The 18,557-nt window shown below is 32.9% G+C and carries 18 protein-coding genes; 8 read left to right on the top strand and 10 right to left on the bottom strand.

The annotated features are described in order from the left end of the window. Positions 1-63 precede the first annotated feature (63 nt). Both C8C87_RS13295 and C8C87_RS13290 read right to left on the bottom strand, forming a co-directional pair. The gene (locus tag C8C87_RS13295) at positions 64-1,608 is read right to left on the bottom strand and encodes a ribonuclease E/G (RefSeq protein WP_099714243.1); all 1,545 of its coding nucleotides are present in this window, start codon (positions 1,606-1,608) and stop codon (positions 64-66) included. A 316-nt stretch (positions 1,609-1,924) separates the two neighbouring features. Beyond that, entirely contained in the window at positions 1,925-2,215 is a 291-nt protein-coding gene (locus C8C87_RS13290; protein WP_066080765.1) for an HU family DNA-binding protein, read from the bottom strand. Positions 2,216-2,348: 133 nt separating this feature from the next. On the opposite strand from C8C87_RS13290, the gene mutY reads away from it, so the two are divergent. Continuing rightward, positions 2,349-3,389, top strand: a complete 1,041-nt coding sequence (gene mutY, locus C8C87_RS13285; protein ID WP_121342917.1) for an A/G-specific adenine glycosylase — start codon at positions 2,349-2,351, stop codon at positions 3,387-3,389. On the opposite strand, the gene C8C87_RS13280 is transcribed toward mutY, so the two are convergent. The 3 genes from C8C87_RS13280 to C8C87_RS13270 all read right to left on the bottom strand — a co-directional run bounded on the left by C8C87_RS13280 (position 3,386) and on the right by C8C87_RS13270 (position 7,101). Further along, on the bottom strand, positions 3,386-5,989 hold the full coding sequence (locus C8C87_RS13280; protein WP_099714245.1) for a hypothetical protein: 2,604 nt from the start codon (positions 5,987-5,989) through the stop codon (positions 3,386-3,388). The genes mutY and C8C87_RS13280 overlap by 4 nt on opposite strands. Further along, a complete protein-coding gene (locus tag C8C87_RS13275; protein WP_099714246.1) occupies positions 5,990-6,778 on the bottom strand; it encodes a GLPGLI family protein in 789 nt (262 codons plus the stop codon). A gap of 80 nt (positions 6,779-6,858) precedes the next feature. Beyond that, a complete protein-coding gene (locus tag C8C87_RS13270) occupies positions 6,859-7,101 on the bottom strand; it encodes a hypothetical protein (protein WP_121342916.1) in 243 nt (80 codons plus the stop codon). 169 nt (positions 7,102-7,270) lie between these two features. Between C8C87_RS13270 and C8C87_RS13265 the strand changes: the two genes are divergently transcribed. The 3 genes from C8C87_RS13265 to gldD are packed head-to-tail and all read left to right on the top strand — an operon-like array spanning position 7,271 to position 9,600. Continuing rightward, positions 7,271-7,711, top strand: coding sequence for a single-stranded DNA-binding protein (locus C8C87_RS13265; protein WP_099714247.1), 441 nt, complete (start codon positions 7,271-7,273; stop codon positions 7,709-7,711). 23 nt (positions 7,712-7,734) lie between these two features. After that, positions 7,735-9,030 (top strand): gliding motility-associated protein GldE, encoded by a 1,296-nt coding sequence (locus tag C8C87_RS13260; protein WP_121342915.1) that lies wholly within the window; start codon positions 7,735-7,737, stop codon positions 9,028-9,030. A gap of 6 nt (positions 9,031-9,036) precedes the next feature. Further along, positions 9,037-9,600, top strand: coding sequence for a gliding motility lipoprotein GldD (gene gldD / locus C8C87_RS13255; RefSeq protein WP_121342914.1), 564 nt, complete (start codon positions 9,037-9,039; stop codon positions 9,598-9,600). A 62-nt stretch (positions 9,601-9,662) separates the two neighbouring features. Here the strand turns inward: gldD and C8C87_RS13250 are convergent, their stop codons facing one another. After that, the gene (locus tag C8C87_RS13250; protein ID WP_121342913.1) at positions 9,663-10,040 is read right to left on the bottom strand and encodes a heavy-metal-associated domain-containing protein; all 378 of its coding nucleotides are present in this window, start codon (positions 10,038-10,040) and stop codon (positions 9,663-9,665) included. Positions 10,041-10,149: 109 nt separating this feature from the next. Between C8C87_RS13250 and C8C87_RS13245 the strand changes: the two genes are divergently transcribed. After that, positions 10,150-11,016: a DMT family transporter gene (locus C8C87_RS13245; protein WP_121342912.1), complete on the top strand. Its 867-nt coding sequence runs from the start codon at positions 10,150-10,152 to the stop codon at positions 11,014-11,016. Between the two features lie 70 nt (positions 11,017-11,086). Here C8C87_RS13245 and C8C87_RS13240 read toward each other — a convergent pair whose 3' ends face one another. Further along, on the bottom strand, positions 11,087-13,135 hold the full coding sequence (locus C8C87_RS13240) for a pitrilysin family protein (protein WP_233550037.1): 2,049 nt from the start codon (positions 13,133-13,135) through the stop codon (positions 11,087-11,089). 13 nt (positions 13,136-13,148) lie between these two features. After that, positions 13,149-14,474 (bottom strand): pitrilysin family protein, encoded by a 1,326-nt coding sequence (locus tag C8C87_RS13235; RefSeq protein ID WP_121342911.1) that lies wholly within the window; start codon positions 14,472-14,474, stop codon positions 13,149-13,151. Positions 14,475-14,707: 233 nt separating this feature from the next. Between C8C87_RS13235 and rplU the strand changes: the two genes are divergently transcribed. Beyond that, positions 14,708-15,130 (top strand): 50S ribosomal protein L21, encoded by a 423-nt coding sequence (gene rplU, locus C8C87_RS13230; protein WP_121342910.1) that lies wholly within the window; start codon positions 14,708-14,710, stop codon positions 15,128-15,130. A 23-nt stretch (positions 15,131-15,153) separates the two neighbouring features. Continuing rightward, positions 15,154-15,420 carry a 50S ribosomal protein L27 gene (gene rpmA / locus C8C87_RS13225; protein WP_086453627.1) on the top strand — a complete coding sequence of 89 codons (267 nt, stop codon included), beginning with the start codon at positions 15,154-15,156 and terminating at the stop codon, positions 15,418-15,420. Positions 15,421-15,499: 79 nt separating this feature from the next. Here the strand turns inward: rpmA and C8C87_RS13220 are convergent, their stop codons facing one another. Together C8C87_RS13220 and ahcY are read right to left on the bottom strand one after the other, a co-directional pair. After that, positions 15,500-16,099, bottom strand: a complete 600-nt coding sequence (locus C8C87_RS13220) for a hypothetical protein (protein WP_233550036.1) — start codon at positions 16,097-16,099, stop codon at positions 15,500-15,502. A 198-nt stretch (positions 16,100-16,297) separates the two neighbouring features. Beyond that, entirely contained in the window at positions 16,298-17,614 is a 1,317-nt protein-coding gene (ahcY, locus tag C8C87_RS13215) for an adenosylhomocysteinase (protein WP_099714254.1), read from the bottom strand. Between the two features lie 282 nt (positions 17,615-17,896). On the opposite strand from ahcY, the gene C8C87_RS13210 reads away from it, so the two are divergent. Further along, positions 17,897-18,538 carry a 4'-phosphopantetheinyl transferase superfamily protein gene (locus tag C8C87_RS13210; RefSeq protein ID WP_121343376.1) on the top strand — a complete coding sequence of 214 codons (642 nt, stop codon included), beginning with the start codon at positions 17,897-17,899 and terminating at the stop codon, positions 18,536-18,538. Positions 18,539-18,557: the final 19 nt, after the last annotated feature.

Below are 18,557 nucleotides of genomic sequence, written 5' to 3'. Positions count from 1 at the left end.
AAGACATAAAAAAACCGCCAATCTCACGAAAGGCGGTTTTTTATTCTGAATTTATTTCAGAATCTATTCTATAATAACATTTTCTTTTTTATCGTAGAAATGATATTCTAAATACGTGTAAGCGTCACGAGGTATGATTTTCACCCACTTTTTATGTTCAAGAAACCATTTTGAACGTAATGATGGAAAACCTTTACTGAGGTATGCAGCCACAAATGGATGTACATTAAGCACAACGTCTTTGTGGGTTTTTAAAATTCTTTCTAAATCGGAAGCAATTTTATCAATGATTAATATTGGAGCTTCAATCTCCGCATTTTCATTGTTTGGATCTTCTTCTCTAGTTTTAATGTTTACTTCTGGTCTTACTCTTTGTCTTGTAATTTGAACTAATCCAAATTTGCTCGGAGGTAAGATCTTATGTTTCGCTTTATCGTCGCTCATTTCTTCTTTCAAGAAATCGAACAAAACTTTACGATTTTCAGGATTTGACATATCGATAAAATCAACTACGATGATTCCGCCCATATCACGAAGACGTAATTGTCTTGCGATTTCGGCTGCTGCAATCATATTGACTTCCATGGCGGTATCTTCCTGGTTGGTGGCTTTATTAGAACGGTTTCCGCTGTTTACGTCTATAACGTGCAAAGCTTCAGTGTGTTCGATAATAAGGTAAGCTCCTTTACTCATGGATACTGTTTTTCCAAAAGAAGTTTTGATTTGTCTCTCTATGTTGTATTTCTCAAAAATAGGTGTGTCTTTTGATTGATAAAACTTAACAATTGATTGTTTTGAAGGTGCAATTTCTTGCAAATAATCCTTTGTTTGGTTGTACAACTCTTCATCATCAATCTGAATACCGCTGAAGGTATCATTAAATACATCTCTTAATATGGAAGAGGCTCTGTTGAGTTCTCCTAATACCTTGGATGGATGATGAGCAGTTGGTAATTTTTTACACATTGCAGTCCATCTGCTGAGCAGGTTCTGCAAATCTTTTTCTAATTCGGCTGTATTTTTGCCTTCGGCTACTGTGCGAACAATAACACCAAATCCTTTTGGTTTGATGGATTGTACTAATCGTTTCAAGCGTTCTTTTTCTTTTTTGTCTTCTATTTTTTGTGAAATAGAAACGCGGTCAGAAAACGGAACCAAAACTATAAATCTTCCGGCAAGAGAAAGCTCAGCGCTAATTCTTGGTCCTTTTGTAGATATAGGTTCTTTGACGACTTGTACTAAAACAGATTGATTGGCACTTAATATATCAGTGATAGTACCATCTTTATCTATTTCTTTTTCAAACTGAAAGGTTTTTAGGGAGAAATCTTTTAATTTACCTGCGCTTACAAGTTTTATGAATTTCAGTTGGGAAGATAAGTTAGGACCTAAATCGTGATAATGTAAAAAGGCATCTTTTTCGAAGCCTACATTTACAAAAGCAGCGTTCAATCCGGCAACTGGTTTCCTGATTTTGGCAATAAAAATATCACCAACCTGGAAGTTGCTTTTTTCTTCTTCTTTGTGTAATTCAATTAGTTTTCCATCTTTTAATAAGGCAAAATCTACGGCTTCAGAACTAGATCTAATGATTAATTCTTTATTCACACTGTAAATTTTTTATCTATTCGCCAAGGCGAACAAATGGATTAAACAATATTTTAACAGGTATTGAACCCGGGGAAAATTAGCTGGCAGTTTGCAGTGGTAAGTACGCAGTTAACTGAATACTAAAAACTGAATACTGATTACTAATTCTCAATTTCAATGAACGTTTAAAAAGAAAAAAGTAGTTTAAAACTACTTTTTCTTTTTGTGACGGTTAGCTCTCGCTCTTTTCTTGCGTTTGTGCGTTGCTACCTTATGTCTCTTTCTTTTTTTACCACTTGGCATATCTTGTAGATTTTATGATTAATTAATATTGTTATTTTGCTTCGTTATTTGTTTTCACTCCTTCTACAAATACTTTTGCAGGTTTGAATGCAGGAATGTTGTGTGCAGGAATTTTTATTGTTGTATTCTTGGAAATATTTCTTCCTGTTTTCTCAGCTCTAGTCTTCACTATAAAACTTCCAAAACCTCTTAAATAAACATTGTCTCCAGTTTCTAATGAATTTTTTACTTCATTCATAAAAGTCTCTACAGTTGCCTGTACATCTCCTTTTTCAAGACCTAATTTTTCTGAAATTTTTGCTACGATATCTGCTTTCGTCATTTTCTTTCCTATTTATAATGTTGTACTATTTTTTTGAGTTTGCAAATATAGGAATTTAAAAAACAATTATTCAAGCTAATTGATTAAATTTTAATCACATAAACTTTTACTTTTGCTAACAAATAATTAAAACATGATTTTTTCTAACTTGCTAGTACAATGGTATTTACAAAATAAACGCGATTTGCCATGGAGGAATACCACTAATCCGTACCCTATTTGGCTCTCTGAAATCATGTTACAACAGACGCGTGTTGCACAAGGAATGCCTTATTTTTTATCTTTTACAACCGCTTTTCCTACCGTTTTTGATTTGGCGAAAGCCAATGAAGAACAAGTTTTGAAACTTTGGCAGGGATTAGGATATTATTCCAGAGCTCGAAACTTACATAAAACAGCACAGCATATCGCTTTTGATTTATCGGGAGTTTTCCCAGGAACTTATAATGACTTATTGAAATTAAAAGGAGTAGGAGAATATACCGCAGCGGCGATTGCTTCTTTCTCCTATAATGAAGCCGTTCCTGTTGTTGATGGAAATGTGTTCCGGGTTTTGTCTCGTTATTTCGACATGGATACGGATATTGCTCAGGCTTCCGCCAAAAAAGAATTCGCTGCTTTGGCTTTCGAACTCATGCCAAAAGATAATCCGGCAACTTTCAATCAAGCCATTATGGAGTTTGGTGCGTTGCAATGTGTTCCTAAAAGTCCGAATTGCGGCATTTGTGTTTTTAACGAAAGTTGCGCCGCTTTGCAAAAAAACAAAGTCGATCAGTTGCCTGTAAAATCCAAAAAACTAAAAGTTAGGAACCGATACTTTAATTATTTGGTTCTTGAAGACGAAACGGGAAATACAATTATCCAGAAAAGAATAGATAAAGGAATTTGGCACAACTTATATGAATTCCCTTTGATAGAAACCGATGCGGCAGAAGATTTTGATAGTGTTGTTGCTATGGTTCAAAAGGATTTTGGCAACCAATATGAAATTATAAGCATGTTAGAATACAACGAAAAAAGCATCATTCATAAATTGTCACACCAGCATTTGCATATCAAGTTTTGGAAAGTAAAAGTAAAAGGGACAATTGAAAACGGAATTGATGGGGAAACTTTGAGAACTTTTCCTTTCCCAATTGTGATTCATAATTTTATTGAAAATAATCGATTTTAAAAACGGTATTTTGTTGTGAATAAAAAATATCGAGGCACTAAATCTATTGTAGTTTTGAAATAGGAATAGGAGCTAATTGACTGTGTTGAATATGTATTTTCATTGGCTAGATTATTCAATATTATGGAATATGAAAAATGACTTTCTCTAGGAAGGTATGATAATGATGCATTTATAAAAGTATAGTCTTTTGAATCTAAATTATAAAAATTGTATTTTAATTCTGCTATCCAAATTCCTTTAAATGTATGATTAATGTTTACAAAATAATCAGAAGTTTTGTTTTTTGAAATATTTGATTTGTAATTGGATTGGAAAAAATTATAATTATATCCAAAATCGAAATTAATAAATTTTTTAAAAAATGTAGTCCCTGATATTTTATAGCTACTATAATAGTTTTTTATGATCTCCGTCGTATTAGAATTGATTTTTATTGGATTGTTTGACCAATTTTGATTTGATTCGATTTTTGTTGCCAATTTTAACTTTCTAAAGTAATTTGTTAAACCAAAGTTGCTCATTGTGTTCTCGCCTCCTCTTGCTATGAAGTAATTGGATTGAGTGAAATTTTGGTCAATGGTGCTTTCTATGTTATAGTCTAACGTTGTATTAAAATAGAGTAATGAAGCTTCTATAGAATATCTTTTTGGAGTATTGAACAATGAATAGTTTACTGAAAAAACTTTTCCGTACATTTTTTGAATTTCTTGTTCGCCTTTTAAAAAGCTTCTGTATGAATTAAGTTGATTGTTTGGGGACAATATATTATTCTCAGGTAATTTAGAGTTATAATCAAAGCTAAATCCTAATCGACCTATTCTTTTTAGTGAAAATTCAAGTTTTAAACTAGGATTTAATAAAAAGAAATCTTGGTCATTAATGCTGTTTTTTGAAATATTAATATTTGATGAAAATTGAATTTGTTTGCTGATAAAATATTTTACATTTTGGTTTAAGCTGATAATTTTTTGACTGAAAATCGTATTATTATTCAAGAATTCAAAATTTTCGGGATTCTTTAAAATGCTTTTAAGCCTCTCTTTATTGCTTTCCAAGGTTAAAGTAGAGTTACTCTCTAAATGGTTTTTCTTTATAATCAAAGTCGTTTTGTATCCAAAATAAGTGAGTTTGTTATTTACTTCTTGTAACACGTTTTGATTTAAATCGTTGTCAAGGTAATTGTTCAATAAATCAGATTTTATAGTTGCATTCTGGTTTATTTTATTATTTCCAAAATAAAAATAATTGGTTAATATTTTATTTTCGGCTATTGAATATGTGTTTTGAAGATGATTATAAAAAGATTCATTTTTATTTTTTAAATCTTGATTGATTATGTTCTGATTAAATACTAAATCATCAAACACTTTTTCAGGGTTATTTTGATAAGAAAAATAATTTGTGAAATAGCTTTTTTTAGTTGCTAAAAGCTTTAATTCTAGTTCTGTCGACGCTAATGTTTTAGTATTTCTGTAGGTATTGCTTTCAGAAAAAATAATCGGATTTGGGTCAATATTGTATTCCGTTAAAGCACTGGAATTTTGATTTTGTTTGTCGTTTAAATAATACCCAACAGCTCTAAGTTTAATTTTATCAGTTATTTTTGAACTTACGCTTATTGAGTTTAAAAGTGCTTTGTTAAATAAACTTTGAGTGGTGTTAAATTGTGTGTTTTCGTTGCTATTGATTTTAAATAGCATTTTTGTCTTTTTTTCTATTCTCCCGTTGAAATCAGAAAAATCTATAGACTCTTGATTACCAGTAATTAAGTTTGTTGATTTTTCGCCAATATTGTTGTAATCACCAAAATAAAAAAATTTTATTTTTTTTCTCAACAGTCCTAAGTTTAGACTTTGTTTGGATCTATTCTTGGTTCCAAGACCTAAAGAAGTGTTTCCAAACCAGATATTTGAATACCCTTTTTTAAACTTAATGTTTAAGGCTACTTTGTCGGAATTTGATAGGTTTTTCAAAATTGGATTTTCTTCGAAATTGTCTAAAATTTGTACTTCATCTAGAACTTTTGCATCCAGGTTTTTTGATAATATTTTGTAATTTTTATCAAAAAGGTCATCGCCATCAATAAGTAATTTGTCTATTGCTTTACCATGAGCTTTAATACTACCATCAACTTCCACTTTTATTCCAGGTAATTTTTTCAGAACATCTTCCAAGGTTTGTTCTGTCTTATTTAAAAATTTATCTACTTTTATGAATGTAGTATCCTGATTTATTCGGATTTTCTGATCTGATTGAATGATGACTTCTTTTAATGTTTCTACGTCTTCCTGCATAGAAATAGTAAACGTAAATGATTTATCTGTTTTCAAATCAAATTTTAGTTCTTTTTTTACAAAGCCTAAATTTGTAATTTCAATCCTAATGGATTCTAATGTCCCTTTTTCAAGGCTTAAATTAACGATTCCTTTTTCATCGCTGTATTTAAAACCTAAAATATTTTCAGACGTATCAAAAACAACAATAGAAGCATTTTCAAGGCCTCTGTTGTTGTTGTCTAAAATAGTCCCGTTTATTTTTATTTGTTGAGAAAAACAGTAAATTGGTAAAATAAGGAACAGTAAAATTATTTTTTTCATTTATTCAAATTCTACAAATAATTCGGATAATTTTGGATCAATAAAAATTACTCCTTTAAAGTTTTTTTGATTCATTCTATTTACATCAATGGCTTCTTCCTGTCTGTCTAAACGAAATTTATTGAAGGCTGTCTGATTTACAAATTGTATGGGTTTTCCTCCTTTTGCTTTCCTGATGGAGTTTACATTTTCTTTAGTATTTGATGGGTATTCAGCGCTCTTGAAATACCAATAAACATTTTTTTCCGTGTCGTAGGCTTCTAAAATTAGTCCAGGTAATCCATGCAATTTCCATGGTCCAAAAGGTATTGCAATCTTAGAGGTATACCACGCGGTATAGTTACGACCTCTAAAAAAAGTAGTTGCTTTTTTGCATAAAAAATTACCAATTTTTTTTGACTCTGTACTTAGTTTCCAATTTAGTTTAGTGGCTTCATCCTTAACGTAAATTTGTTTGTCAAAATATAAATTCGACCACATGGTATTTGCTTTTATATTATAGACTACCTGATCTCCTTGGGCACTTCGTTTACCCGTATATTCCCTTTTTCCTTCGTAATTTTTTTTGTAAACAGTCATTGAGTTAATTTTAGCCGTTTTTTCTAAACTATCTTTGGCCGTGACATAATAAGACTGTTCTTTATTGAAAACAAGATAAGCATTGCTATCAGCCCCTTTTGCATTGCCATCAAGTAAGGCTTCTATGTAACCATAATATACTAATCCTTTGTTTTGTGAAAAAACAATAGTGGTAAAAAAAAGCAGAGAAAAAAGAATCTTTATTTTCATTTTGAATTATTTAATATTAAAAAATGCTTTATACTGTTTTAAAAATTTATGAAGGCTTTATATCTTCGTTTTAAAATTCATTAAGGTTCTAAACCTTCAGTTTTTCTATCTGAACAAATTTTTGTTGCTATAACTAGTGCGTCTTCCTGCGAAGTTGTTGATGATGCAAGGAATGATCCTGTATGACCAGTTCCATCATTACATTGGTAGTTCCATCTAACTAATTTTATTTCTTCTTCAAATTTATTTACTGTGTTTTCTTTTGTTGCAAAAGAGCTTAGCGTTACTAAAATAATAGCTGCTAAAAATAATGTTTTTTTCAAAATAATAGTTTTAATGGTTATAAAATTGTTTTACAGTATAAAGCCTTACAAATATAAAAAAAAATATGAAAATTCCTATTTTTTATATTTTTCATAATATAATTAGAAAATGATTTTTTTAAACTATTTCCAAAAAAATGTATCTTTGATAGAAATACCAAATCCTACAATGAACGGAACATTAAATAAAGTTATGCTTATCGGTTTTCTTGGCGATGATGTCAAAATGCATTATTTCGACGGAGGCAATTGTATCGGAAGATTTCAGTTGGCAACAAACGAAGTGTATATCAACAAAACCACCAATGAAAAAATCACTTCTACTGAGTGGCATAATTTGGTAGTACGCAATAAAGCGGCTGAACTTTGTGAAAAATACCTTTCTAAAGGAGATAAAATATATGTGGAAGGACGCATAAAGTCCCGTCAATGGCAATCAGAGGATGGAAGTACAAAACACACCACCGAAATTCAGGTAACCGAATTCACTTTTCTTTCCACAAAAAAAGACAGTGAAAACAACAAACAAATTCCTGTAGCTGATGTCTCGAAAAACACTAATTTTGACTCGGAAAATAATGTCTTGCCTATTAATGACTTGCCATTTTGATTGTTTAATTAATCTTAACTAGTTTGGACCCAGAGCCCAGTTTATTTTTTTCTTACGCTATTGATGCTAATGTAGTATTTGGCTTTACAGGAATTGCCATTTTGCTGTTTTGTTCAGCATTAATCTCAGGCGCTGAAGTAGCCTTGTTTTCGTTGTCACAAAAAGACATCGATGAAACGGTACAAGAAAATAACTCCAAAGGCAAAATTATTTCGGAACTTTTAGAAAAACCAAAAAAACTGGTAGCGACACTTCTTGTTGCTAATAATTTCATTAATATTTCCATAGTGTTATTGTTTTCGTTTGTTGGAAAAACAATTTTTTCCGGAGTAACAGCACCACTTTTAAAATTTATTCTGGAAGTAGTGACTGCAGCCTTTTTAATTTTATTATTCGGTCAGGTCTTGCCAAAAGTATACGCCAGCAGAAACAATACAAAATTTGCTAAACTGATTGTCTATCCAATTGCTTTTTTGGACAAATTGCTTTCGCCAATAAGTTTGCCCATGCGCGCAGCCACGATTTATTTGCACAATAAATTAGGAAAGCAAAAAACAAATTTCTCTGTCGATCAATTGTCTCAAGCCTTAGAATTAACCGCTTCGGATGAAACTTCTACCGAAGAGCAAAAAATATTGGAAGGAATAGTAAGTTTTGGAAATACCGATACAAGACAAGTGATGAGTCCTCGAATTGACATTTTCGCTTTAGAAATAGACGAATCTTTTGCTGTTATTTGTCCTAAAATCATAGAAAAAGGATACTCGAGAATTCCCGTGTATCGAGACAATATAGACCAGATAGAAGGCGTTTTGTATGTCAAAGATTTACTTCCGCACATTAATACTAATGAATTTGACTGGAAATCATTGTTACGGGAACCTTTCTTTGTTCCTGAAAATAAAAAACTGGACAATTTGCTAAAAGATTTCCAGAGTATGAAAAGCCATCTTGCGATTGTAGTCGATGAATATGGTGGAACTTCAGGATTAGTGTCGCTTGAAGATGTGATCGAAGAAATAGTAGGTGATATCAGCGATGAATTTGACGATGAGAATATTAATTTCTCCCAAATTGATGATAGAAATTACCTTTTTGAAGGAAAAATAAACCTCAAGGATTTTTACAGAATAATTGATGTCGACGAAGAATTATTCGAAATCAAAAAAGGAGAAGCTGAAACGCTGGCTGGGTTTATTCTTGAAATTTTGGGAAATTTTCCAAAAAAAAATCAAAAAATTTCATTCGAAAATTGTCTGTTTACAGTAGAAGCTGTGGATCAAAAAAGGGTGAAACAAATAAAAGTAACAATTGAATAAGTAAAAATGTTAAAAAAAATAATCGCTTTTTCGGCAATAATTGCAGTCTCATTCTTGAGTTTTAGTTGTAAAGATGATGTCTTGCCAAAACCTTCAAGCTATTTGCGATTGGATTATCCGGAAGCCAAATATGTGAATTTTCAAAACGAATGCCCTTTTGCTTTCGAAATGAATTCAGATGCAGTTATTAAAAAAGAGGCCGATTGTAGTTTTACGATTACGTATCCAAAAATGAAAGCGACTATTTATCTTACCTATAAGCCAGTGGCGAAAAATATTAATGAACTGTTGCGTGATGCACAAACATTGACTTATAAACACGTGATAAAAGCGGATGATATATTAGAACAACCGTATTTGAATTCAGACAAAAAGGTCTATGGAATGTTTTATCAGGTAGAAGGAAATGCGGCAACTAATTCCCAGTTTTACGCTACTGACAGCACCAAACATTTTGTAACAGGTTCTGTTTATTTCTATGCAAAACCCAATTATGATTCCATTATGCCAGCGGCAAGTTATATCAAAAATGACATGCAGCGACTGCTGGAAACTTTGAAATGGAAATAGTATTGTATAAAAAAAGCATTCGCCAGTAACGAATGCTTTTTTTGTGAAATGTAAAAGTCAATTTATGACTTCATATTCGAAACTTTATATGTTTTACCGTCAGCGGCGGCTTCGACAACTTTAGTCAATTTTTCTGGAGTTTGAACCGTTTTGTCAAAAGTCACGGTGGCTAATTTTGTTTCAAAATCTACCGTTGCTTTTTGAACACCATCCAGTCCGGTTAAATCTTCTTGAATCGTTTTGGCACAACCTATAGCGCAAGTCATTCCTTCTACAGAAAAACTGGCTGTTTGAAGATTGGCAGTTGCGATTTCTTTTTTAACTTTTGGAGATGCTGTTTCAGTAATTTCTTTCGAAACTATTTCAGTTGATTTTTCTTTACAGCCTACAAATAAAACACTTGTAAGTACTAGTGTTACGATTGATTTTTTGAAATTCATTATGATGTAAATTTTAAAGATTAAAAGCGTGTTTCTGAACTGCAAAATTAATTAAAAAAAGGAGGAGTAATTCATAAAATAATTACAATTTTGGGGCAAAATTATCTTTATGGAATCGAAGCAGTTAAAATGGGTGTACTTGATGGTTCTTGCCTTGGTTTGGGGAAGTTCATTTATATTAATAAAAAAAGGGCTTATTGGTTTAACAGCTTTACAATTGGGATCGTTGCGAATTATTTTTGCAGCTGTTTTTTTAGTGCTGATAGGATTTAAAAGTTTATCCAAAATTCCGGCACACAAATGGAAATATATTGCCTTGACTTCCATGTTCGGGACATTTATACCAGCGTATCTGTTTGCGATTGCCCAGACGGAAATTGACAGTTCCGTGAGTTCTATTTTGAATTCCCTGACTCCTTTGAATACATTGATTTTAGGAGCTTTGGTTTTTGGATTACAATTCAAAAGGAATCAGATTTTTGGAATTCTAATTGGTTTAATAGGAAGTGCTTTGTTGATTTTGAATGGTGCTATTCATCATCCGGAACAAAATTATTATTATGCTATTTTGGTTTTAATAGCGTCAATATGTTATGCTGTCAATGTGAATCTGATTAAGAAATATTTGCATGATTTGAGTCCGTTGAGTATTACTACCGGTAATTTTATGGTGTTGTTTTTTCCGGCATTCATCATCTTATTTTTCTCTGGTTTCTTTGAAGTGGTACATGATGTAAAAGTACAGGAGTCTGTTTTGTTTATCATGGTTCTTGGGGTTGTGGGAACTGGAATTGCAAATATTCTGTTCTTTAAACTTATCCAAATGTCCTCACCGGTTTTTGCTACGTCAGTAACGTATTTGATTCCTGTTGTTGCTTTTTGTTGGGGGTTATTAGACAATGAAATGCTTACTGTGGTTCAGTTTTTCGGTGCCTTTATTATTCTAATCGGAGTGTACTTATCGGCTAAGAAATAGATTCGGAAACTTTGTAAAACAATAAAGGCTGCCTAAAAAGACAGCCTTTATTCACTAATTCAAGTTTTGATTATTGAAAATCAGCATCTGAAACACCTTCATTGATTTTTACATCAGACATTTTAATGTCCAGTTCAAACCCTACATTTTGAATGATGTTAAAAGGAATCTTAACTCCTTTTACATCCTTGTAATCTCCATAATTTGTAGTTTGTGTTATGGTTTGACCGCCTTGTTCTATTACTTTAGATTCAGCCAGTTTTAATCCAGAAGTCACATCATAATAGAATGTTGTTTTCCCATTTTTTACAGCATAAGCCTCTTTTCCGTTGATTGTTTCAATACCGCCCAATACCAATCCTTCTTTTTTAGAAAGCAATAATTCTTCAAAAGTAGTTGCGCTTGCTTTCATATCAGTAAGCATCGTTCCTTCGATGTTTTGGCGTTGCCCTTGTTGCATTACGTAAGCTCCTTTTTCATTTACCACCTGTTTCATCAGGCTCATGGTTCCCATCGCTAATTCAACCATTAATTTTCCTTTTGCATCTATCTTAGAAGTAAAACTTAAAGGAGAAGGCGCTTGAGGAATAGTCGTTGTTCCATTCATTACAATCGTTTTTACAGCAGAAACCGCTTTTTCACCACCAATAGCTTTGATGTAATTATCAATAACGCTTTTCGCAGTTATGCCAGCAGGAATGTCTTTTTTGAAAACTGGTTTTTCCAATGGATTACCGTATTTGTCAAAATAAAACATTGGAATTTTTAGTTTTTCCAAAGCTGGAATTACTTCCGATCCTTTTCCGGCAATAATGATTCGTTTGTTGTCTAAAAGGAAATATTTGTTGGCTGCACGAAGTACATCATCAGCAGTTACCGCATTGATCGTTTTGATGTAGTTTTCATAAAAATCTTTTGGAAGGTCTTCCGTCTCAATATTCAAGGCATATCGTGCAATTGATTGCGGTTTTTCTACCTGCATAACAAATCTTCCTATGTAGCCGGCTTTAGTGTCACTCAGTAATTCTTCGCTTACTTTTTCGGTACGTATTTTTTTGATTTCTTTGATAAATTCAACTACTGCACTATCAGTAACTACGTTTCTTACCGCCGAAGTCGATCTTAATTTAGTCACGTATTTTCCGCTTCCTATTACAGAACTGGCACCGTAAGTCCATGCGTGTTGTTCTCTTAAATTCATATTAAGGTAACTGTTGAAGTCACCACCAAGAATAGAAGTCGCAATTACAGCAGGAAAGAAATCAGGATCACTCATTTTTAAATTCACTGTATTCACTAATGAAATCTCCGATTGTACTGCATTGGGAACATCAACAAAATTGATTTGAGTGAAAGGTACATTCTCGGGTGCTGCGTACGTCAGTTTTGGTGTGCTTCTTTTTTGCCATGACCCAAATAGTTTCTCTACAAATGGTTTTACTTCTTTGTATTTAATGTCTCCAATAATTACCAAATAAGCGTTTTCGGGAACAAAATAATTAGTGTAATTGGCTTGAATGTCTGCAAGAGTTACGTTTTTAATCGTCTCTTCGGTCATGTATTCTCCAGAAGGGTGGTTCTTTCCAAAAGCAAGCGCGTCAACAACTCTGTTTGCAATTGCTGGGACACTTTTTTCCTGAGATTTAAGCCCTTCCAGTAATTTAGCTTTCTCTTTGTCGAATTCTTCTTGAGTGAAATTTGGATGTAAAGCTCCTTCGGCCATCAATTCCAGTATTCGTTTAGAATATTTAGAAAGAGTGCTTGCATAAGCGCCTTGAGAATTAAAATTAAGATCAGCTCCCAGAAAATCAATCTCTTCATTGAAAGCATCTTTTGCTAATTTTTTACTTCCGTTTCCTATCATGCTGCTCGTTAAGTCATCAACTCCTTTTTTATTGCCTTCGGCATAAGGAGCATTGTCTAATGAAAGACTGAAGCTAACTTTTGGCAGCTTGTGATTTTCAACAATCATAACCTTCAAACCATTTGGCATAACAAAAGTTTGTGGTTTTTTGATGTTTACTACTGGCGAAGCTCCAGGTTTTGGTTGTGTGCGATCTTGTGCCTGCATAATTCCTGTTACCAACAAAATGAATAATAATATATTTGTTTTTTTCATGATTTAGAATGTCTTAGTTTTTAGCCTGTTCTGTAGAAGGAATATAATCCAAAAGCAATCTTTGGTTTGGATTCAAATATTTTTTCGCTACGTCTCTAATTTCCTCACGAGTAATAGAATGTAAAAGTTCTATCTCGGTGTTGATTAAATTGATATCGCCGTAAAGCATATAATAGGTTGCTAAATTTTCAGCAATTCCCTCTACATTTGAATTGGCATTCACAAAATTATTGTCAAATTTATTTTGTAATTTTTGGAAGTCTTTCTCCGAAATCAATTCAGTTTGAATTTTTACAATTTCTTCGTCAATTTCTTTTAATACATCAGCAGCTGTATTAGTTCCCATTGGCAAACCATACAAAATATACATTCCGTAATCTTCCTGACTAAAACCAACGGCACCTATTTGTAATGCCATTTTTTTATCATCAACGATTTTTTTGTACAATTTTGAACTTTTTCCATCACTTAAATAAGAAGAGATGAAATCCAAAACTCTGGCATCTCTTGTTTTCATTGATGGTGTTCTGTACGAAGCAACTAACATTGGAATCTGGATATTAGCATCCTGGTACGTCGCTTTTATCGTTTGAGTGATTGGCTCTTCAACAAAAGTTTGTTTCGTTACAGCAGTTCCTTTTTTTATTGGTCCAAAATATTTCTGAATCCATTCTTTGGCCTGATTTTTTTCGAAATCACCGGCAACAACTAAAACAGCGTTATTTGGAATGTAGAATTTTTTATTAAATGCCTGAAATTCCTCTAAGGTTGCAGCATCCAAATCTTTCATTGAACCAATAGTGTTCCATCGATACGGATGTTTCTTGAACATATTTTCTTTTACAACCGTAAGGATATTTCCATAAGGGCGATTGTCAAAACTGGTTCTTTTTTCCTCTTTTACAACTTCATTTTGAGTATCAACACCAATTTGGTTTATTACAGGATGCATTAATCTTTCGGATTCCATCCAAAGTGCTAATTCTAAATTATTAGAAGGAAATACTTCGTAATAATACGTTCGGTCATCCGAAGTGTTCGCATTGTTCGTGCCTCCGTTTGAACTTACAATTTTCATCCATTCACCGCGTTTGATGTTTTCAGTTCCTTCAAATAATAAATGTTCAAAGAAATGGGCAAAACCAGTTCGGTCCGGTTTCTCGTCTTTGGAGCCCACATGATACATCACAGAAGTTACAACTACGGGAGCAGAAGGATCGTTATGTAAAATGACATGCATGCCATTGTCTAAATTATATTCTTCGAAAACTACTTTTTGAGCCGAAGCTACTCCACCAAGCATGAGCGCTGTACTTAAGGCCATTATTGATTTTTTCATAATTAGATTAATAATTTTTATTTTCTATTAGTAACGGAAAAAGGGGTATTGTTACATCAAAAATACTACGGAATAAAACTTTAACAACTGTTCATTTGAGTTTTTTATCAAACAGCTTCAAAAGTATAATAAATCAGGGTGTTAGGCGTGGTAAATATTTTTTGTTTTACTAATTGCAGGTTAAATATTTAATTGTATATTTGCAACCTTAAAAATTATTAAAACAATTCAGTATGTATGCAATCGTAGAGATAGCAGGGCAACAGTTCAAAGTAAGCAAAGACTTAAAGGTTTATGTTCACCGTTTGACTAATGAAGAAGGTTCAAAAGTTTCTTTTGACAAAGTTCTTTTATTAGATGATAACGGAACTATCACTTTAGGCGCCCCAGCTATAGAAGGTGCTTCAGTAGAAGCTAAAGTGTTACAACACTTAAAAGGAGATAAAGTTATCGTTTTCAAAAAGAAAAGAAGAAAAGGATACAAAAAGAGAAACGGTCACAGACAATATCTTACTCAAATTGTAATTGAAGGTATTACTGGTGTTGGTGCAAAGAAAGCAGCTCCTAAAAAAGCAGCAGTTGAAGCAACTACAGAAGAAGTTGAAGCTCCAAAGAAAAAGGTAGCTAAAGCTAAAAAAGAAGACACAAAAGAATAATAACAAAATAAAACTAATACGTCATGGCTCACAAGAAAGGTGTCGGTAGTTCTAAGAATGGTAGAGAATCAGAATCAAAACGTTTAGGCGTTAAGATATTTGGTGGTCAAGCTGCTATTGCTGGGAACATCATCGTAAGACAAAGAGGTTCAAAACATAATCCAGGTGCAAACGTTTACATTAGTAAAGATCACACACTACACGCAAGAGTAGATGGAGTTGTTTTCTTCCAAAAGAAAAGAGATAACAAATCGTATGTTTCTATCCTTCCATTTGAAGTTGAAGCATAATTGATTTTCTCAATTATTATAAAAACCCATTTCTTTCGAAATGGGTTTTTTTGTGCTCTCCACAGTATTTGATTAATAATTATTGCAATTTAAAATAATAAAATACTGGATTCCCACAAACTAATTCTGAAAATCCTTCCTCGGTTTTTTCTCCAATGTAATAAGCTTTTAATTCTCCTGAATTTTCATCTACACTATAATCCCAAATCTCTTTGTTTGAATATAAAAATTCTGTAAAAGAATACGACTCTGGATTTTCGGAAAACTTAATCTTTTCTGTTTTTACTAATTCCCATTTTTTTGAATTACGATACAGTTCGAAAAATAGGATTTCATCTACATTGATAGTAATCATTTTTCCACCTAAGCCGTCTTCTCGGATAGCCCAGTTTCCCTCTTTAGAAACCCATTTCCAATCTCCAAGTAATCTATTGAGCTTATTATTTCTAATAATTGATTTTAATGAATCTGCTTTTTTTATAGCAATTTGAGCAATTTCAGATTTTGCATTCATGTCGTAGACTAGTAAGAATTCTCGGATAGCTACTGTATGATTGCCGTTTTCAAGGGTGTTTTTTGCTGATTCAAAATTTTCTTTTTGATATTGATTCCGAATAGCGTCTTGTGACCAAATCTGTATAGACATGAATAATAATAAGTTGGATAAATATTTTTTCATACTGTTAGAAAATGTTTCTTTACTACAATTGTAAATTGTTAATTCGAAAAATCTGGGATACAACTATAAGACTAATTCATACATCTTGTACGTTGTTATAAAAGCCAATTTAAAACAAAAAACCCTTGCAGCAATGCAAAGGTTTCTTTATGAATAATTTTAGCTAATTACTAATCACTAAGGACTAATTACTAAAATCTAGTATCTGTAATATTCTGGTTTGAATGGACCTTCAACTGGAACGCCAATATAATCAGCTTGATCAACACGTAAAGTCTCTAATTCAACACCTAATTTAGCTAAGTGTAACATTGCTACTTTCTCATCTAAGTGTTTTGGTAACATGTACACGTCATTGTTGTATGCCGCGCTGTTCTTCCACAATTCGATTTGAGCCAAAGTTTGGTTAGTAAATGAGTTACTCATTACAAAACTTGGGTGACCTGTAGCGCAACCAAGGTTTACTAAACGACCTTCAGCCAAAATGATGATGTCATTTCCAGCAATAGTATATTTGTCAACTTGAGGTTTGATTTCGATTTTTGAATCACCGTGGTTTTCGTTCAACCAAGCCATATCAATTTCGTTATCAAAATGTCCAATGTTACAAACGATAGTTTTGTCTTTCATTTTTTCGAAATGAGAACCCAAAACGATATCTTTATTTCCAGTAGTCGTAATGATAATATCAGCAGTTGCGATAACGGTATCTAATTTTTTCACTTCAAAACCGTCCATTGCAGCTTGTAAAGCACAAATTGGGTCAATTTCAGTAACTGTAACAATAGAACCAGCACCTCTAAAAGAAGCAGCAGTTCCTTTACCTACGTCACCGTAACCACAAACGATTACTCTTTTTGCAGCAAGCATAATATCAGTTGCACGACGAACAGCATCAACTGCAGATTCTTTACAACCGTATTTGTTATCGAATTTAGATTTAGTAACTGAGTCATTTACATTGATAGCAGGCATTGGCAATGTTCCCGCTTTTACTCTTTCGTACAATCTGTGAACACCTGTTGTAGTTTCCTCAGATAATCCTTTGATTCCAGAAACCAATTCTGGGTAACGGTCAATAACCATATTGGTCAAATCTCCACCGTCATCAAGAATCATGTTCAATGGTTTTCTGTCTTCACCAAAGAATAAAGTTTGCTCAATACACCAGTCAAAATCTTCCTCGTTCAAACCTTTCCAAGCATAAACTTGAATTCCAGCAGCAGCAATCGCAGCAGCAGCTTGATCTTGAGTAGAGAAAATGTTACAAGAACTCCAAGTCACTTCAGCACCAAGAGCAATTAAAGTTTCAATCAAAACCGCAGTCTGGATTGTCATGTGCAAACATCCTGCAATACGAGCACCAGCAAGTGGTTGTTCGTTTTTGTATTCCGCACGAAGCGCCATTAAACCTGGCATTTCAGCTTCAGCTAGTTCAATTTCTTTTCTTCCCCAAGCCGCTAGAGAAATGTCTTTTACTTTGAAAGCCACAAAAGGCATAGTTGTAGTACTCATTTATAGTATATTTGTAATTACTTCGTCCGTTTGCCTTTAGGCTCGGGCGTAAAATTTTTTGCAAATTTACGTAATAACTTTAGAATTTAACTGTTTTCTAAAAGATTTATGAATTGTTTAATTCGCTAATCTTTTGAACATTAACTAAATAATTTCTTTAAGCTGAACTTATTTCAGTTTCTGGAGCTATTTCCCGTTATTCGCTATATCTTTTTCCACGCAAAAAAGCGTGAAAAAAGGATGCCGCTGCTACCGGGGCTAAAAAACCAAGAACACAATACGATGCCACTTTACAAAACGATACATTTCTCCCGAAGCGTCGGGACCACTACTCAAATCCTCGTTTGGAAAGTAACCGAATCCTATGCCGAATTATTAGAACAAGTGGTCTTAAACGATAGCAATCGCCTCCGCCTCGACGGAATGAAATCTGAAATGCACCAACGTGCCTTTCTGAGTGTTCGCAAGTTATTACAGGAAACGGGCCACACGGATTTGGATTTGTATTATGACGAATTCGGGAAGCCACATCTACATGGAGAGAACCATATTTCCATAACACATTCCCATAATTTTTCGGCAATTATCATCAGTGACGAAACCGTAGGAATCGATATCGAATTGCAGCGAGACAAAATCCTCCGAATCGCCGATAAATTCTGTGACTCCGAATTTCAATTTTTGGATATGGACAGTGACGAATACATTCGAAAATTGACTGTAATTTGGGGTGCCAAAGAAGCCATTTTTAAAATTAGAAACGAAAAAGGGATTAGTTTCAAAGATCATATAAATGTTCAGTCATTTGAATTAAACGTTAAACAAAATAAAGCTAAACTTCATTTTAATAATTTGATTATAGATTTCAATATTCATTTTGAAGAAATAGAGGATTTTACGTTAGTTTACGCTTTCGAAAATTAGTGAATTAGCGGTAAAACTT

The organism is Flavobacterium sp. 120 (assembly GCF_003633605.1).
Lineage (GTDB): Bacteria > Bacteroidota > Bacteroidia > Flavobacteriales > Flavobacteriaceae > Flavobacterium > Flavobacterium algoritolerans.
This window is presented reverse-complemented; position numbering and strand designations above follow the sequence as displayed.